Source organism: Bacteroides nordii (assembly GCF_019930665.1).
GTDB classification, from domain to species: Bacteria; Bacteroidota; Bacteroidia; order Bacteroidales; family Bacteroidaceae; genus Bacteroides; species Bacteroides nordii.
Genome location: NZ_CP082886.1, coordinates 2,809,215 through 2,826,382, shown reverse-complemented (window position 1 = coordinate 2,826,382; position 17,168 = coordinate 2,809,215). Strand labels below are relative to the sequence as shown.

Below are 17,168 nucleotides of genomic sequence, written 5' to 3'. Positions count from 1 at the left end.
ATGGGGAGTATGGATAGCACAAATAGTGCAGTTAACATCTTGTAAATCAATGCTTATGAAAGTACGTACTTTTAGGGTATAAGAGTACGTATTTAAGTCACTACTAATTACGTATTTAACTCATATTTAAATACGTACTTTTGCGAGGTAAGGATTATAAGAGCTTTTCGTATGCCATCCTAACTCCCCTGCCATATATTATTTCCCCACAATATACAAAGCCAAGCCGTTCTAACATCTTATGCATATAGAAATTATCAAAATTGGTATCTACCTTGAAACTATGGATTCCTTTCCCGCGACTAAATTCTTCTACTTTTTGCATGAACAGAGTAGCTATGCCCTTTTGCTTCATTTCATCGGCCACAGCCAGGCGATGAACTACTACATAAGGCTGTTCACTTAACCATTTACCTTCGATGGCTTCATAGGCCGGTTCGCCATCAAAAGAGACTGCACCATAGGCTATTATGACACCCTCATTACATAATACGAAGGCATAACCGTTCCGAATGTCACTGGCTATATTTTCGGGTAGGGGATAGGTCTCGTCCCATTGTTGCTTTTGTTGCCGAAGCATTTGTTCTTTGGCTTGCAGGATGATTTCCCATATTCTGGCTGCATCATCGGTGGTGGCTTTTCGAAAAGTAAATGGCATAATCTTTGATTGATAAGTTTGATTTTCTTTCATTTTGAATTTTACTCTTTATGGGCAATGTTGTTACAAAAGTAAGAAAAATATAGATAAAAATCAGAACTATCTATTTCAATCAAATGTGAATAACTGGTTTAATACTTCACTCATACTTGGGTGTGTGAAAATAAAGTCCCGTAAGAAGCTGTAATGCTGTCCGGTTTTCATTGCCATATTGACAATGTTTATAATTTCTGATGCTTCGGCACAGAACAGGGTACATCCCATGATTCTTCCGGTATGTGTATCAATGATAGCCTTCAGCATGCCGTCTGTTTGTTGCAAAGTACGGGCACGTGCTACAGCTGTGGCCGGTAAACGGGATACTTTGAAGGAATATCCTCTCTTGATAGCTTCATCTTCCGTCAAACCGACATGGGCAAGTGGCGGGTCAATAAATACGGAGTAAGCTATCGGATCACGGTCTTCGGTGGTGCGCTCTTTATCACCAAACAGTTTATTGCGGATAATTCTGAAATCATCCAGAGATACATAAGTAAACTGCGGTCCTCCCTTTACATCGCCCATTGCCCAGATGTGTGGAGTAGTGGTGTGCAGGTGTACATCCGTAATAATAGCACCGTGTGCATCTACTTTTATGCCTGCTGCTTGTAAGTTCAGGCCCTCTATCATTGGTTTTCGGCCTGTAGCCAGTAGGATAGCATCGCCTTCAACAAAGCAAGGGATGTCATCAGCGGTGTTTGTATATGTCAGAGTCACCCCATCTGCTGTATCATGTATGGACTGTGCACGGGCATTCAGACGAATTTCTATTCCCTTCTTTTCAAGTACCTTACGTACACTGTCTGCTATATCACGGTCTTCACGCGGAATGAACGCACTTCCTCCTTCAAGTATGGTTACCTTACTTCCGAATTCTGCATACATGGAAGCAAATTCCAGTCCGATGTATCCGCCGCCTACAATAATAAGGTGGCGTGGGAGTATGTCCAGATCCAGTAGGTTGGTACTGGTGTACACATGTTTGCTTTCTTTAACTCCATCGATGGCAGGGATAATACTTGTAGCTCCAGTGTTAATAAAAATTTCTTTACCCTGAAGTTCTATCTCTTCGTCGGGAAGAACAACTTTCACCGTGTTGGGTGAAGTGAATGAAGCCATTCCCGTATAGATCGTAACATTGGGCCGACCATCCAGATCGCTGAAGTTCTTTTCTCGGAGAAAAGAGGTCAGTTCATTTTTACGGGCAATAGCCTGTTTATAAAAGTCACTTTGTTGCTTATAGTCTTCCTTGTACATCAGTCCGGATATCCCAGCCTCATGTACCAATGCTTTGGTAGGGATACAGGCTATGTTGATACATGTACCTCCATACATCTTATCAGACCGTTCGATGAGGGCGACTTTCCAGCCACGATTGGATAATTCGGCAGCCAATGTTTTTCCACCTTTGCCGAAACCTATGATAATAGCATCATATTGTTTCATATCTATATTCTTTTTAAAGGGTTATTCTGTAGGTTTATAACATCCGAAGCGGGAGATTTGTTTCGGTTACCGGGTAGTAGCTGTCAAAGATTCCAATACCCGTTGTGAGGAGTCGGATAGTAATACTACTGCGCCAGCCAGGATTACAATGTCTTTAATAACCAGTCTGCCGGCACCCGAGAGCAAGGGAAACCCATATTCGCCACTTCCCAAGTTGGGTACCCATACTTCGGGGGTAGTGACAAGAAAAGATAATGTGCCGAGTGTCATGATAATGGCGAGTGCATCTCCTATAATACCGACTTTAGGGAAGAAGATACCGAGAAAAACCAGGATACCGATACTCATAATGAGCGCACCCAGTCCGTAAGAGAATGTGTATGTATTATTGGCTTCGTGCCATTCGCGATTTTCTGGAACATATGCACCTTCGGCATTTTTATGTTCCTTGTATTCCGGAGCTCCCTTAGCGTAGAAGAAACTCATAAACGGACTGTTTGCCACGAAAGGTACGATGCCGTCTGCCTCGTAGTGAAAATATTTCAATCCGCCAATCCAGACGAATACAACCAGAATGGCTACACGGATAAATATGATACCGAAACTTTTAAGACCGGAGGTGAAGGTCAGAAGAGTGATTAATTTTTCTTTCATTGCTATAACTTTTTATGGGTTTAACTTATAGACGCAAAGGTCGGGGTTTTCCCATTTGCCGGAAATAGCAATTTAGCTTTATCGCTTGTCAATTTTTCCCTTCGGATGAATTTCGGAATTGTACAGTACTTTGTCCGGTCATGTTCTTGAAGAAACGGCTGAAAGAGGACTGGTCTTCAAATCCCAACAGGCCGGCTATTTCTTTAGAACTTTTATTGCTGTATAGTAATAATCGCTTGGCTTCGGCTTCCACACGCTCATGAATGACGCGCAATGGGGAAGGGAGTTTGCAGGCTGAAAAAATATTTGATAATGTTTTAGGAGATTTATGCAGCATATCGGCATAGTCCTGTACTTGTTTTTTCTCCCGGTAATGTGTATCTACCAGAATAAAGAACTGACGAATAATTTCAAAACTGTATTCCTTTTCCTGTGTGATGTTCAGGCGCCGGCGTGCGATACGGGTAGACTGGATTATGAAGCGTTTGAGCTGAATGCGGAGCATCTCTTCCTGTAAATTGTCCGATACGCAGAATTCTTTGCTGAGTGTATCGGTTATGTCGTTTAGTAGTTGCTGTTCGGTGTCATCCAATACGAACCGGATCACATGTGAGGAACCATTGAAGAGGAAACCGCTGCACGATACTTCGTGGTCGTTGCCATAAATACAATAGAAATTACTATTGAACAGTAGTGTCAGGTAGTCTCCGTCAATGGATTTGAATTCCAGATGTTGCAGGTTGGACAAAGAGATAACTTCATTCGGCACAAGTATTACCTCCTGATGATCTATTTCCAGCGTAATACTGCCATTTCGTACCCAGATAAATTTATAAAGGCTCTTTTCCTTTTGCAAGGCTTTGTCTGTATGGTAAGAATCGGTAAGGACGAGCTTTCCTTTTAGTTTGGTATTATATTGTTGTATCATTATTCTTTCATGGCTGAGGCGTCAAATGAGAGCGGTAACAGATCGCAAATACTTTTCACCTCATAAATTTCTTTCTTTCCGTAGAGCAGAATGCGGATGGGCTGTTTGTAGCGTTTCTCCGTTTCGAGTATTACCTGGCGGCAAGCACCGCAAGGAGGGATAGGGAGATCGATGAAGTCCTTTTCCGTACGGGCAGCGATGGCAAGGGTCAGCACCGGCTGGTCGGGATACTGAGAGTTGGCATAGAACAAGGTAGTGCGTTCTGCACATAAACCAGACGGATAAGCGGCATTTTCCTGATTGGTTCCGGTTACCACAATTCCGTTGGCAAGCAAGGCGGCAGCTCCTACTGAGAATTTCGAATAGGGAGCGTAACTACGTGTAGTTGCCTCCATTGCACTTGTCATCAGATCCTGTTCCGCTTTATTAAGTTCATCAAATGTGTATACTTTGATAATGCTGGTAATCGTCAGGTCTTTCATCTTTATCAAGGGTTTTTGTTCTACAATTAATGTTACAAAGTTAGGAAAGAGATTGATAATCCCAATTATTTTTATGATTTTTGTGGCATTTAACTCACATTTGGACAATAATGAATCAAACTCACCACAGAGTACCACTGAGTCTCACAGAGCTTTCTTTATCAGATGAAACGCGGATAAACGCAGATAAACGCAGATTAAAATACTGTTGTTCTTTATCTTATCCTTGTTTTTCTTTGCGAAAATCTGCGTTCATCTGCGTTTCAATTAATCATCTCTTGGTGCACCTCCCTGTGCGGGAAACACTTAGACTTGTCGTAATAACCCTTGCACTTATGCTTTCTGTGGGTACACAGGCTCAACGCAAAAATTCCCGTTATGTAGATTATATTGATAAGTATAAAGATCTTGCCATAGAGCAGATGAAAGAGCATAAGATTCCCGCCAGTATTACGCTGGCACAAGGATTGCTTGAAAGTGGTGCCGGAATGAGTGAACTGGCACGTAAGAGTAACAATCATTTTGGTATCAAGTGCGGGGGAAGCTGGAAGGGGCGTACGGTGCGGCATGATGATGATGCCCGCCAGGAGTGTTTCCGGGCTTATAAAAATCCAAGAGACTCTTATGAGGATCATTCTACGTTTCTGACTCGTGGGGCACGCTATGCTTTTCTGTTCAAGCTCAATATTACCGATTATAAAGGATGGGCACGCGGTTTGAAAAAGGCAGGGTATGCCACAGATCCTTCCTATGCCAACCGTTTGATTACTATTATAGAGGATTATGATTTGTATAAGTACGATTCCAAAGGTATTTATTCGGAACGTAAGTTGCGTAAACATCCGTGGTTGTTGAACCCGCATCCGGTGTATATAGCCAATGACATTGCTTATGTGGTTGCCCGTAACGGAGATACTTTCAAAGAGCTGGGTGATGAGTTCGATATCAGTTGGAAGAAGTTGGTGAAGTATAATGACCTGCAACGCGACTATACTCTGACGCAGGGTGACATCATCTATCTGAAAGCAAAGAAGAAGAAAGCTCCCAAACAATATAACGTGTATATTGTGAAAGATGGTGATTCTATGCATACCATTTCTCAGAAATACGGTATCCGACTGAAGAATCTTTATAAGATGAACCGTAAAGACGGTGATTATATCCCGGAAGTGGGAGATCGTTTACGGTTGAGATAACCTGAGTGTTTGTAACATTTCATTTGCTAAATTCGTACAGGGTGTTCGTTTTCGGACACCCTTCTTTTTTGTCTTATTCCTTGTTTTCAGCACTTTAGTACTTTGGCACAGATTTAGTATCTCCAATCGTAAATCGCTAAATCGTAAATAGAAATAAGATGGACAGAGAAATTCCGAAAGAAGTACGTAACAAAGAACGTAATAAAAAGATTATTCGCTATTCAGCCATTGGGGTTACGGCCGTTGTGGTTATCAGTGTACTTGTTTCCCTGATGCGTACAGGGGTTCAGAAAAAGGATCTTGTACTTTCTACTGTTGACAAAGGTACAATTGAGGTCAGCGTCAGTGCATCGGGAAAGGTGGCACCGGCTTTTGAAGAAATTATAACTTCTCCTATCAATAGTCGCATTGTAGAGGTTTATCGCCGGGGGGGAGACAGTGTGGATGTCGGTACTCCTATTTTGAAACTGGACCTTCAAAGTACTGAGACGGAATACAAGAAATTGCTCGACGAAGAACAAATGCGCCGTTACAAACTGGATCAGCTTCGTGTGAACAACCAGACCAAACTTTCTGACATGGCCATGCAGATAAAGGTGTCGGCTATGAAGCTGAACCGTATGAAGGTGGAACTTCGCAACGAACATTACCTGGATAGCCTTGGTGCAGGTACTACCGATAAAGTACGCCAGGCGGAACTGAGCTATAATGTTGCCCAGTTAGAGTATGAACAACTCAAACAACAATATAATAATGAGAAACAGGTTGCTGCTGCCGAACTACAGGTACAGGAACTTGATTTCAACATTTTCCGTAAGAACCTTGCTGAGATGAAGCGTACATTGGACGATGCACAGATTCGTTCTCCGCGCAAGGCTATTCTTACTTATATTAATAATCAGGTGGGTGCGCAGGTACCGCAAGGCGGGCAATTGGCCATTATTTCCGATTTGAGTCACTTCAAAGTGGAAGGTGAAATTGCCGATACTTACGGTGACCGTGTGGCTGCCGGCGGAAAAGCAATTGTGAAGATTGGTACGGAAAAGCTGGAAGGAGTGGTTAGCAGTGTGACACCGCTGTCAAAGAACGGGGTTATCTCTTTCTCCGTACAATTGGTGGATGATAACAACCGTCGTTTGCGTTCAGGTCTGAAAACAGATGTGTATGTGATGAACGCTGTGAAAGAAGATGTGATGCGGATTGCCAATGCTTCTTATTATGTGGGTCGTGGCGAGTATGAATTATTTGTAATGACTGCAGAGGATGAGATTGTGAAACGGAAAGTACAGTTGGGCGATTCCAATTTTGAATATGCAGAAGTGGTAAGTGGTTTGCAACCGGGTGACAGGGTAGTGGTGAGCGATATGAGCCAATATAAGAACAAAACAAAACTAAAACTAAAATAGTGCTTCCCGCACGGGGAAGTACGGCAGGCGATGTTCGCTATTTTTAGATAGTATTGAATTATTAGCCTTTTACAGAACGGGCTGTAGAATTATTCCACAAATATGTGGACCAATTCTACAGCCCTTTTTTCATTTCTTAGCTTTCCTTGAATAATTAATGTTTTTATTTACTGCTGTTTAGAATTAATTTGTTTCTTCAACGCTTTTAAGGTACGATTATTGGGGTATACAAGTACAAATAGGTATTTGTAGATTTAAAATAATTAACCAATGAGAAACTTTAAAGTAGTATTGTTTGTACTGGGTTGCCTGTGTGGTATACATATTCAGGCACAACAATTGGAAATAAAAGGTGTAGTGACATCATCGGACGACAAACAGCCACTTATCGGAGCTACCGTTTCTGTAAAAGGAGCACCAGGCCGGGGAGTGGTGACAGATATGGATGGCCGTTATTCCTTGCACGTGGAGGCATCGGATAAATTTCTGGTTGTTTCCTATGTCGGGATGAAAACGGTTGAGGTGAAAGTGCCGAAGAACGGTGTTTTAAATGTGATGTTGCGCCCCGAATCATTGAGCTTGGATGAGGTAGTGGTGACCGGATACGGGAACTTTTCAAAGTCATCCTTTACCGGATCGGCCAATACACTTCGGGCTGATATGCTGAAAAACGTTCCGGTACTTTCTGTTGAACAGAAGTTGCAGGGTATGACAACGGGAGTGAACATCACTTCCGGTTCCGGCCAGCCGGGAGCTAATCAGAGTATCCGTATCCGTGGTATGGGTTCGTTCAATGCATCCAATGAACCTCTTTTTGTCATTGATGGTGTACCGGTTACTTCCGGTAGTATGGGGGCCGGTACGGGTGCCGACGCTGCCTATATGAATAATGCCAAAACCAATGTGATGAGTACGCTTAATCCTGCTGATATTGAGAATATCACAGTGATAAAAGATGCTGCCGCCGCTTCTCTTTATGGGTCGCGTGCTGCCAATGGAGTGATCCTGATTACTACTAAGAAAGGAGCAGTAGGACGTACTAAAGTTACTTTGAGTGCCAGCGGAGGTTTTTCGAATGCAGCTGTCAACTTCCGTCCTACATTGAACGGGGAGCAACGTCGCGAAATGATTTACGAAGGTCTGTACAACTCTGCCGTAGACAAAGGGTTGGAATCACCCGGGGAGTATGCCAACGCCAATATTGATACGTATGCAGGGATACCGGAACTGGGATATACCGACTGGCGGAAAGAACTGATGCGTACCGCTCATAATCAGAATTATGAAGTATCTGCTTCAGGAGGTAACGAGCGTACTACTTTCTACGCTTCCCTCGGTTTTAACCGTCAGGAAGGATTGGTGGAGAATTCCAGTCTGGATCGTTATTCTGCCCGTCTGAACATGACGCAGAAGATAGGTAGCCGGGCCGAAATAGGGGGGAATATGATGTTCACTCAGATGAGTCAGGAGATGAATGAAGAACGTGGTTCTAACATTAACCCATTTCTTTGTGTGGCTGTGTCTGCCACGCCTTCTATGCCGGTGCGCGATGCTTCGGGCAATTATGTGGGCTCTTATGCCGGCACCAATGTGAATCCGCTTCGCGACATCCGTACCGATTATAACCGTAGCCGTATGACGCGTATGTTCTCTACCGGATATGCTTCCGTAGATATCATCAAAGGGTTGAAACTGAAAGAGACCCTGAGTTATGATTATACTGTACAGAAAGACTCCCGTTACTTGAATCCTCTTAGCGGAGCAGGACCGAAAAGCGGAAGCGATGCCCAGACTTCAAAGGGATTTACTGAATATGGTAAGCTATTGTCATCTACTTCGTTAAACTATGCCCGTACATTTGCCGCCAAACATCACCTTGATGTGCTGGCAGCTTATGAACTGGAAAGCTATCAGAGTGATAAAGCGATGGGAGAGAAATCCAAGCTCCCTTCGGATGTGTTGCTCGAACCGGACAATGCGGCTGTGCTGAAAAGTTTCGCTTCTTCTACGCAGGCATACAGGATGATTTCTTTATCTCTCCCGTCTGAATTATGATTATGACGACCGTTACTACATTGCAGGCAGTTACCGTCGCGATGGTAGTTCCCGCCTGGCACCGGAAAGTCGTTGGGGAGATTTCTGGTCTGTTTCCGGTATGTGGCATCTGAGCAATGAGTCTTTTATGGATGCTGTGAAGCCGGTATTGAATGATGTGAAAATCCGTGCTTCCTATGGTGTCAATGGTAATCAACCGGGAGCTTTTTACGGATATATGGGGTTGTACAGTTACGGACAGAACTATATGGGAGCCGCAGGTTCGTATGAATCTGCTCAGGCTAATCCCGGTTTGAAGTGGGAAAAGAATTACAATCTCAATATCGGTCTTGATCTGGCTTTTATCAATCGTATTTTTGTGAGCCTCGAATATTACAACCGTGATACTAAAGATCTGCTTTACAATCGACCTATCAGTGCTACCACCGGTTTTCTGAATTATCTGGCAAATATCGGGCAGCTCAACAACAAGGGAGTGGAATTTGAACTGCGTACCATCAACTTTGCCAGTCCGGATTTTAACTGGACATCGGTGTTGAACCTGACGCACAACCGTAATAAGATTGTAACACTGGATGGCGATATGACGCAGTCTATCGAGGGTTCCTGGTTTATCCATAAGATCGGCCTTCCTTACAATAGTTTCTACGTGAAAGAGTTTGCCGGAGTAGATCCGATGACCGGAAAAGCCCTTTACTATCTCAATACGCAAGATGAACAGGGAATTTACAGTAAAGAAAAGACCGATGATGCTTCTAAGGCACAAGCTATTCCGTATAAGTCTGCCGATCCGAAGATTTCGGGAGGATTTACCAATATCATCTCATACAAATGGTTTGACCTGGGACTTACCTTTACCTATTCATTAGGTGGTTATTCTTTTGACAAAGGAGGTACGCTGATAGAGACTGACGGTAGCAAAGAAAAGTCATACAATTTGCCTGTATATGCCTTAGACCGTTGGCAGAAACCGGGAGATGTAACCGACGTACCCCGTTTCGTATTGGAACAAGGTGCCGGTCCGCAAAATTCTTCCCGCTATATTCACAGTACCGATCATATCCGCCTCAAGAACCTGACAATCGGTTTCACACTACCGGGACAGTGGACGCAGAAAGCACTGATAGAGAACGCACGTATCTACTTCTCGGGCAGCAACCTGCTGACGTGGGCCAAATGGAAACAATATGATCCGGAAGTACCGGTCAACGGTGAGGTGTTCTGTGAAGCTCCCGCCATGCGTACCTTCAATTTTGGAGTTGAGATAACTTTCTGATTTTACTCATTTATATTATAATACTCAGATATATGAAACGTACATTGATATATATATTTGCTGCCACATCGCTTCTTTGTTCTTCCTGTTCCGGCGACTGGCTGAACCTGAATCCGTCTACTTCTGTGACTACTCCGCAGGCTATCCGTACACTCGAAGAGGCACAAATAGCCCTGAACGGTATCTATCGTATTGCCGCTTCGCACAGTTACTATGGCGATAATTACCTCTATTATGCCGATTGTCGTGGCGAAGATGTTCAGGCACGTATCAGCAAAGGAGCCGGAAAGCGTGTATCGCCTTATTATGAATTTAACGTTACGGCAGATGATGCCTTGAACATCACGCGTGTATGGAATCAGCCTTACAGTGTGATTCACCAGGCAAATAGTCTGTTGGAAAGAATCGAATCCGGTGCAGTGGCGACGGATGATGTCACTGCCCTCAACTGTATCAAAGCCGAGGCGCTTGCTTTGCGCGGACTGGCTTTGTTCGATCTTACCCGCCTGTTTGCTATGCCCTATACATTGGACAACGGTGCTTCTCTGGGAGTACCTATCGAGATTAAAACGACACTGCCTACCCATCAGCCTGCCCGCAACACCGTAGCCGAGTGCTATCAGCAGGTGATAGACGATATGACGGGGGCGCTGGATCTTTCGGCCCTCTCTACTGACAAGAAGGACGGTTATCTCAATGTGTGGAGTGTCAAAGCATTGCTTTCGCGCGTGTATCTTTATATGAATAATAATGAGCAGGCACTCGCACTGGCCAGAGAAGTGATAGATAACGGAGGGCTTTATAAACTGTTCACACACGAAGAATATCCCACCGTATGGGGAAAAGACTTCAGTTCTGAGTCGCTGTTTGAGTTTTACTATACCCTTTCCGAACCGGATGGCGGAACGGGAGGTGAGGGTGCTCCGATGGTGTATGCCGATAATGTGAAGGATTGGAATAATCTTGTACTCACCAAAGCCTTCCTCGATCTGTTGGGAGAAGACCCGGATGATGTGCGCCACGTGTTGAACCGTTTGCCCGAAAATCCGGCGGAAGATATACTGCCCGAAGGTTCTGCCGGCTATCCTAAGTATCTGAATAAGTATCCCGGCAAGACGGGGGATAATCCGCAGGACAATGACATCTGCATTATCCGTCTCTCCGAAGTATATCTGAATGCTGCCGAAGCTGCCTTTAAGCTGGGTGGGGCAGAAAACCTGAAATTCTCTCTGGATTGCCTCAATGCCATTGTGAGCCGTGCCAATCCCGTGAAGTCGGTGGGAGAATCAGAATTGAGCCTGGAACGTATCCTGAAGGAGCGTCGCAAGGAATTGGTAGGAGAGGGGCATGCTTTCTTTGATGCCATGCGAAATGGTTTGCCGGTGAGTCGTACCGGTGGCTGGCATTTACCTTCCGTATCCGGGGCTGCGGTTATTACTCCGTCTGATCTGCGGGTAGCATTGCCTATTCCGCAAGCAGAGATAGATGCCAATCCGAATATGGTACAGAATCCACGTTAAGTGTTTTCCGTACAGGGGGGAAGATGGTTATGGAGTTAGATGGTTATAGAGTTGTAAGGCTATAAAGTGGTAGGGGAGAAGATTATCTGGTGGAAGTAAAAAGAGTAAGATAGAGATGGAGACTTTTTGGAAGCAAAAAGATAGGAATATCTGAAATCGGCTAACTAAACTTTTTGTTGAAGCCCTCCATCTGAGAATACTTTACACGAAAACACTGCATGAATATGCAGATAAATAGGCTTTTCTGGTAGAATATACGTATATTCTTACCGGAAAAGTTTGTTTTTATTGGTGAGAGATGACCTGTCCGGCACCGGGGAGCAGTGTGCCCGGCTCCGGGGAGCAACATGTTCGGCTCCGGGGAGTGATTTGTCCGGCTCCGGGGGAGGGCTTCGGATGCTCCTTTGATGTGCTTATTTGACTTATTAGGCAACTGGAAATGACCGTGGAGAAAATAGCATAATGAACTGTTCTTTATCTGCTTTTGATCATAAGGGTCATTACAGAGAAAAATAGTGTTTGGCGCTGATACAAAAAACAGTCAAATGCAAACTCTTTGCATTTGACTGATGCGTTTGTGATGCCTTAAATTCTATCAACCGGGGTTGGTTCCGCTATTGCGCCATAAAAAGGGTATAGAAAATACAATTTGTCAATCTGTCAGAATCTTCTTTACGCTTGTAGTATGAGCGGTTGCTACCCGGACAATATAATTTCCCGAAGGCAGACTGAATGACGTATCCGCAGTATTTACCGCTATTTGACGGATCTTTACACCGTTATACGTATACACTTCTATACTGCTCTTTCCTGAAAGCCCGTTCACAATTACAGTATTGCCCGATGTATATACTGTAATTGTATCTTCGGACTCCTTTCCGATACCGGTTCCACTTCCATCAGCGTTTTGCTTCTCTGTGATATCGGCTACAAGGCTGTTGAGGTATACCTCCAGATTGGTGTATCCTTCCTGACTCAAAGTCGTTGCTTTTCCGTCGGTGGCATTGTTCGGGTTGAGGCCATTGGCTATCTCCCATACATCGGGGATACCGTCACCATCCGTATCTTTCAGTTGGTCGGCAGTAACTCCTCCCTTACTTAAATCCGGCCAGGGACTGGAAGCTCCGGCGGGCATTACGTCGGTGGGCAGATCGATAAGACCGGGCTTTTTGGCGGCGTCATTAGATACGCTACCTTTGTAAGTCGCCGTTCCGGTTTCTGTCTCTTTCACGATGCGCTCATCTATAATATCTCTTTCTTTGGAGCAACCGGCATAGAGCAACACTTGTTTGAATGCCTGTTCGGCGGTATGGGTAGTGATGACATCGGTTTCAAGCGGAGCATCCAGTTTCATTTCGGCTTTTACCTGATCATTGAAGGTGTTGTCGCACTCTTTATTATTGATCTGTTCATAGATACCTTTTGTCCAGTTGTCGGCAGTGACGGCTGCATTGCCCTCTATCACATTGCCGTCTACGTAGAACTGTCCCCATACATGTTCCATTGGCTTCCATACATTAGGAGTGCCGTCGGCATTGGTACAATATGCCGTAGTTCTTACGCCGATCTTGGCGATACGGTAACGTACTGCACTCTGAGGGGTTGCGGGACCTGGTTTGTAGTAGTTGTTTACGATGTTTACTTTCATACCTTCACCACCATAACATCCATTGCCTGCCCAGTTGTAGAATACATTGTTGCGCAGGTCCATATACTCCCGTTCCTGTGTTCCCGGACGCGGGCCAAGGCGGGGTACACGGCTTTCGTGGTGAGCCATCAGGTTATGATGATAAGATGCATGGGCACCTCCCCAGTTACCGCCATACCCGTGTTTCCCTTTGCTGTGTCCGGAAGTGCGCAGGCTTTCGGAGATAAGACACCATTGTACCGTTGTGTTTTCAGAACCATATACGGACAGGCATTCGTCAATAGACCAGCTGACCGAACAGTGGTCTACAATGATATTCTTTTTATCCATACCTCCCAGGCCATCCGGTTCTCCACCTGTAGCTATGCTTGCTGTTCCTACCCGGAAGCGCAGGTAACGGAGAATGACGTCATTGGCCGAGATGATAACCGGATAATCCGCCAGGCAGATTCCTTGTCCCGGGGCACTCTGTCCGGCAATGGTAATATTGTCATTAGAGATTTTCAGATCACTCTTCAGGTAGATGGTTCCAGCTACATCGAAGACAATGGTACGTGCTCCTTTCTGCTTTACAGCATAGCGCAAGGTACCTTTTGCCTCACTGTCCTCAAGAGTTGTTACGTGATAGACGTTTCCTCCCCGTCCGCCTGTTGTGTAGCGGCCATGTCCTTCGGCACCGGGAAAAGCAGGAAGCTGTTGTGCAACCAGCCGGGTAGAGACTGGCAGGCATATTAGCAGCATCAGAAGATAGATTACTTTACATGTTTTCATTTTAATATCTATTGAGTAAGTAAGAGTTTGTTTCAACTTTAGTCTATGATAAAGTTGAAAGAGGCTCTCAGGCGTTAGTTTGTAACTATGATTTTCTCGTTTTCTCTGTTTCCGTCGGCCAGGATATAAGTGATAATGTATACGCCTGGTTGTAATGCCGGCAGATTGATTTCATTTTTCTTGGCCTGTGGATGTGAAGAGTATACCTGTGCACCCGTTAGGCTGGTGATATACAGTGCAGTCACTTCACTGTTGGTTGCGTAAGGACGTTCGATAGAAGTACCGCCACCTCCTGTCAGGTTGTTCAGGTAGTTTTCCAGATTGGAGTAGCCATTCGCACTGATTGCGCCTCCGTCTGCGGGATTGTTCTTATCCAACCCGTTGGCATCTTCCCAACTGTCGGGGATACCGTCGCCATCTGTATCTATAGGGGCAGATTCACCGTTCTTTGGAGTAAGATCAGGCCAGGGAGTCCAGTTTTCATCAGCATCGGCAGGTTTCAGATCGTCCTGAGAGTTGATCATACCAACAAATTTTACGGTGGGAGATGCCGGTTCTGTCTTGTTCCATTTGATAGCACCTCTGTCTACGGGTGCCGATTCTCCTGCTGCTTCGGCCAGAATACGTGTGTCTACTGCGTCGAGTTTCGGCAGTTGTGCTCCGGCTTGCTTGATGACTTTATAGTAGGCTTCTTCTGCCGTTTCTATATGGAGGTCGCTGCTTGCCGAGGGGGTAGTCAGCTTTATATCGTTGATAAGGTTTGTACCCGCACGCAGGTTGACTGCTTTCTTTGAGTTGCTTCCGTCTGCATAGATCCAGTTGTCGGCGTTCACCTGCGAGTGGTCTCCTTTGTTCTTATCGTTTTTGTATTCATTGGTCTCAAATAAGTTTCCGTCAATAAACCATTCTCCTAACCCGGTAGCGCTGGAGGCGTCGTGAGAGCAATCGGCAAACCAGCGTTCCTGGAATGTATTGGTGGCAGGCCCTGGCTTATAGTAATTGTTGATGAGATTGGTGCGTGAATAAGCTCCTTCGATAATTGAATGCAGTTGCCCACCGTATAAAGCGCCTTTGTTTCCCCAGTTGAAGTGTACGTTGTTGATAATCTCCGTGTCTACAAAAGCATCGTGTCCGCTGGCAGCTTTGTCACGGGCACCATTCACCAGCGGAGTACGGCCTACACAGTGTGCAAACAGGTTGTGATGAAACGTAGAGTGTTCGCCCCCCCATTGTGCACCGTAACCGCGTGCGCCCTTATCATGTTTGGATACATAGAGCGGTTCGCTCAGGATACACCATTGCATGGTGGTGTACTTGTTATCGTACATCGTCACGTTTTCTTCCATTGACCAGCTAAAGGAACAGTGGTCGATGATAACGTTCTCCGTATTCTCAATTCCTAATGAGGAGTAGTTTTTACCCGACAAATCACCGGCACGGAAGCGTATGTAGCGTACAATAAAGTTTTTGCTGTGAATGTAGATATTGGCTCCCGAGATACAGATACCACCACCCGGAGCAGATTGCCCCGCAATGGTTACATTGGGTTTGGGGCATTTCAACCGCTCTTTCAGGATGATTGTGCCACCTACTTTGAAAAGAATGGTTCGCGGGGTATCGTCTCCTGTACTCAGTGCCCAGCGGAGGGTTCCTTCGATGGGCTCTTCGGTTGATAGATAGTCCTCTAAGCTTGTCACATAATACACCTTACTACCTATGGCAGGATCTGTAGCCCGTCCGCCGGTTGCGAAGCGCCCCCAGCCTTCGGCACCCGGAAAAGCAATTTGTTGTGCACTTGCCTGTAAGCATACAGACGAAAGAGGAAGTAGCATAAGACATCCGAGTAGGGCATGCTGCCGGAGGGTTTTCCTGAGAATAATGTTCTTCATTCTATATTTGGATTAATGATTTAATATTGGCTTTCAATGATAGCGCACATTCCTCTAATCAGTGGATGTTTGCGCTAATATGCGTTTCAATTATTGCTTATCCGAATTTCTTTGCAATATTACGTGCTTTATAATGAACGCGTGTGTAATATCTGTTGTAAGTAGAGAATGACCAATATTTTCCATTCATGATCAATTATTCCACATCCCTTTGTTTGCATATTTATCGGAATCCGAAAACGTTGGTTACATTCTCTGTGTTTCGAAAGATGGAAATCTTGAAAATACAGTCTGCTACAACAAGTACCATGAAACAATCGGTCTGTTTATGTTCGCTTTTGTATCTCCTGATAGTTCGTCTTTGGGCAAAGTGTTCATTTTCGGACAATTGAATTTTTATTTAATTATCAGGAAATAAGTGATTTACTTCTTTGGCATACGATTTGACTATATTCCACTGATAAAATGCGAAATAATTAATACCATTAAATACTTAAGTTATGATAACATTGACTTCTCTTTCCAAAATCTATCGTACGAATGAGATTGAAACGGTAGCCCTTGAAAACGTGAATCTGACCGTGGCCCGTGGTGAGTTTCTTAGCATTATGGGACCTTCCGGATGTGGAAAATCTACACTACTGAACATTATGGGGTTACTTGATACGCCTTCTACCGGTACGATTGAAATTAACGGTACTCATACAGAAGGGATGAAGGATAAAGAACTGGCGGCATTTCGTAACAAGACCCTTGGGTTTGTTTTTCAGTCTTTCCATTTGATAAACTCGTTGAATGTACTGGATAATGTGGAGCTTCCGTTGCTTTATCGCCGCGTCAACAGTAGCGAGCGTAAACGTTTGGCAAAGGAAGTGCTCGAGAAAGTGGGGCTGAGTCATCGTATGAACCATTTTCCTACGCAACTTTCCGGTGGTCAGTGTCAGCGGGTAGCTGTAGCCCGTGCTATAATCGGCAATCCTGAGATTATCCTTGCGGATGAGCCTACCGGTAACCTGGACTCAAAGATGGGAGCTGAAGTCATGGAGCTTCTTCATCGTCTCAACAAAGAAGATGGACGCACCATCGTGATGGTTACTCATAATGAAGAACAAGCTAAACAGACTTCCCGTACGGTTCGCTTCTTTGATGGCAGACAAGTGCAATAGACATTATAATGATATTGAGACTTAACTAAATATT

11 protein-coding genes and 1 pseudogene are annotated in these 17,168 nt (G+C 44.7%); 5 read left to right on the top strand and 7 right to left on the bottom strand.

Going from position 1 to position 17,168, the window contains the following annotated elements; all coding sequences use genetic code 11:
• Positions 1 to 154 precede the first annotated feature (154 nt).
• The 5 genes from K8P02_RS11360 to cdd form a co-directional block, all read right to left on the bottom strand.
• Positions 155 to 691 (bottom strand): GNAT family N-acetyltransferase, encoded by a 537-nt coding sequence (locus K8P02_RS11360; protein WP_025867199.1) that lies wholly within the window; start codon positions 689 to 691, stop codon positions 155 to 157.
• Positions 692 to 766: 75 nt separating this feature from the next.
• Positions 767 to 2,143: an FAD-dependent oxidoreductase gene (locus K8P02_RS11355; protein WP_002561375.1), complete on the bottom strand. Its 1,377-nt coding sequence runs from the start codon at positions 2,141 to 2,143 to the stop codon at positions 767 to 769.
• Positions 2,144 to 2,209: 66 nt separating this feature from the next.
• Entirely contained in the window at positions 2,210 to 2,797 is a 588-nt protein-coding gene (locus K8P02_RS11350) for a DUF417 family protein (protein WP_002561376.1), read from the bottom strand.
• An 88-nt stretch (positions 2,798 to 2,885) separates the two neighbouring features.
• The gene (locus K8P02_RS11345; protein ID WP_025867200.1) at positions 2,886 to 3,725 is read right to left on the bottom strand and encodes an AraC family transcriptional regulator; all 840 of its coding nucleotides are present in this window, start codon (positions 3,723 to 3,725) and stop codon (positions 2,886 to 2,888) included.
• A complete protein-coding gene (gene cdd, locus K8P02_RS11340; protein WP_007486568.1) occupies positions 3,725 to 4,207 on the bottom strand; it encodes a cytidine deaminase in 483 nt (160 codons plus the stop codon). Before cdd ends, K8P02_RS11345 begins: the two co-directional genes overlap by 1 nt.
• A 335-nt stretch (positions 4,208 to 4,542) precedes the next feature.
• On the opposite strand from cdd, the gene K8P02_RS11335 reads away from it, so the two are divergent.
• From K8P02_RS11335 to K8P02_RS11320, 4 genes and pseudogenes are all read left to right on the top strand, one after another.
• Entirely contained in the window at positions 4,543 to 5,403 is an 861-nt protein-coding gene (locus K8P02_RS11335) for a glucosaminidase domain-containing protein (RefSeq protein WP_002561379.1), read from the top strand.
• A 158-nt stretch (positions 5,404 to 5,561) separates the two neighbouring features.
• Positions 5,562 to 6,809: an efflux RND transporter periplasmic adaptor subunit gene (locus K8P02_RS11330; RefSeq protein WP_002561380.1), complete on the top strand. Its 1,248-nt coding sequence runs from the start codon at positions 5,562 to 5,564 to the stop codon at positions 6,807 to 6,809.
• A 270-nt stretch (positions 6,810 to 7,079) separates the two neighbouring features.
• Positions 7,080 to 10,140 (top strand): annotated as a pseudogene (locus tag K8P02_RS11325) (SusC/RagA family TonB-linked outer membrane protein).
• Positions 10,141 to 10,172: 32 nt separating this feature from the next.
• The gene (locus tag K8P02_RS11320) at positions 10,173 to 11,660 is read left to right on the top strand and encodes a RagB/SusD family nutrient uptake outer membrane protein (RefSeq protein ID WP_007486574.1); all 1,488 of its coding nucleotides are present in this window, start codon (positions 10,173 to 10,175) and stop codon (positions 11,658 to 11,660) included.
• 652 nt (positions 11,661 to 12,312) lie between these two features.
• Here K8P02_RS11320 and K8P02_RS11315 read toward each other — a convergent pair.
• Together K8P02_RS11315 and K8P02_RS11310 are read right to left on the bottom strand one after the other, a co-directional pair.
• Entirely contained in the window at positions 12,313 to 14,049 is a 1,737-nt protein-coding gene (locus K8P02_RS11315) for a T9SS type A sorting domain-containing protein (protein ID WP_025867202.1), read from the bottom strand.
• A 104-nt stretch (positions 14,050 to 14,153) separates the two neighbouring features.
• Positions 14,154 to 15,968, bottom strand: a complete 1,815-nt coding sequence (locus K8P02_RS11310; protein ID WP_025867203.1) for a T9SS type A sorting domain-containing protein — start codon at positions 15,966 to 15,968, stop codon at positions 14,154 to 14,156.
• Positions 15,969 to 16,468: 500 nt separating this feature from the next.
• Between K8P02_RS11310 and K8P02_RS11305 the strand changes: the two genes are divergently transcribed.
• On the top strand, positions 16,469 to 17,134 hold the full coding sequence (locus K8P02_RS11305) for an ABC transporter ATP-binding protein (RefSeq protein ID WP_002561385.1): 666 nt from the start codon (positions 16,469 to 16,471) through the stop codon (positions 17,132 to 17,134).
• The last annotated feature ends 34 nt before the right edge of the window (positions 17,135 to 17,168 follow it).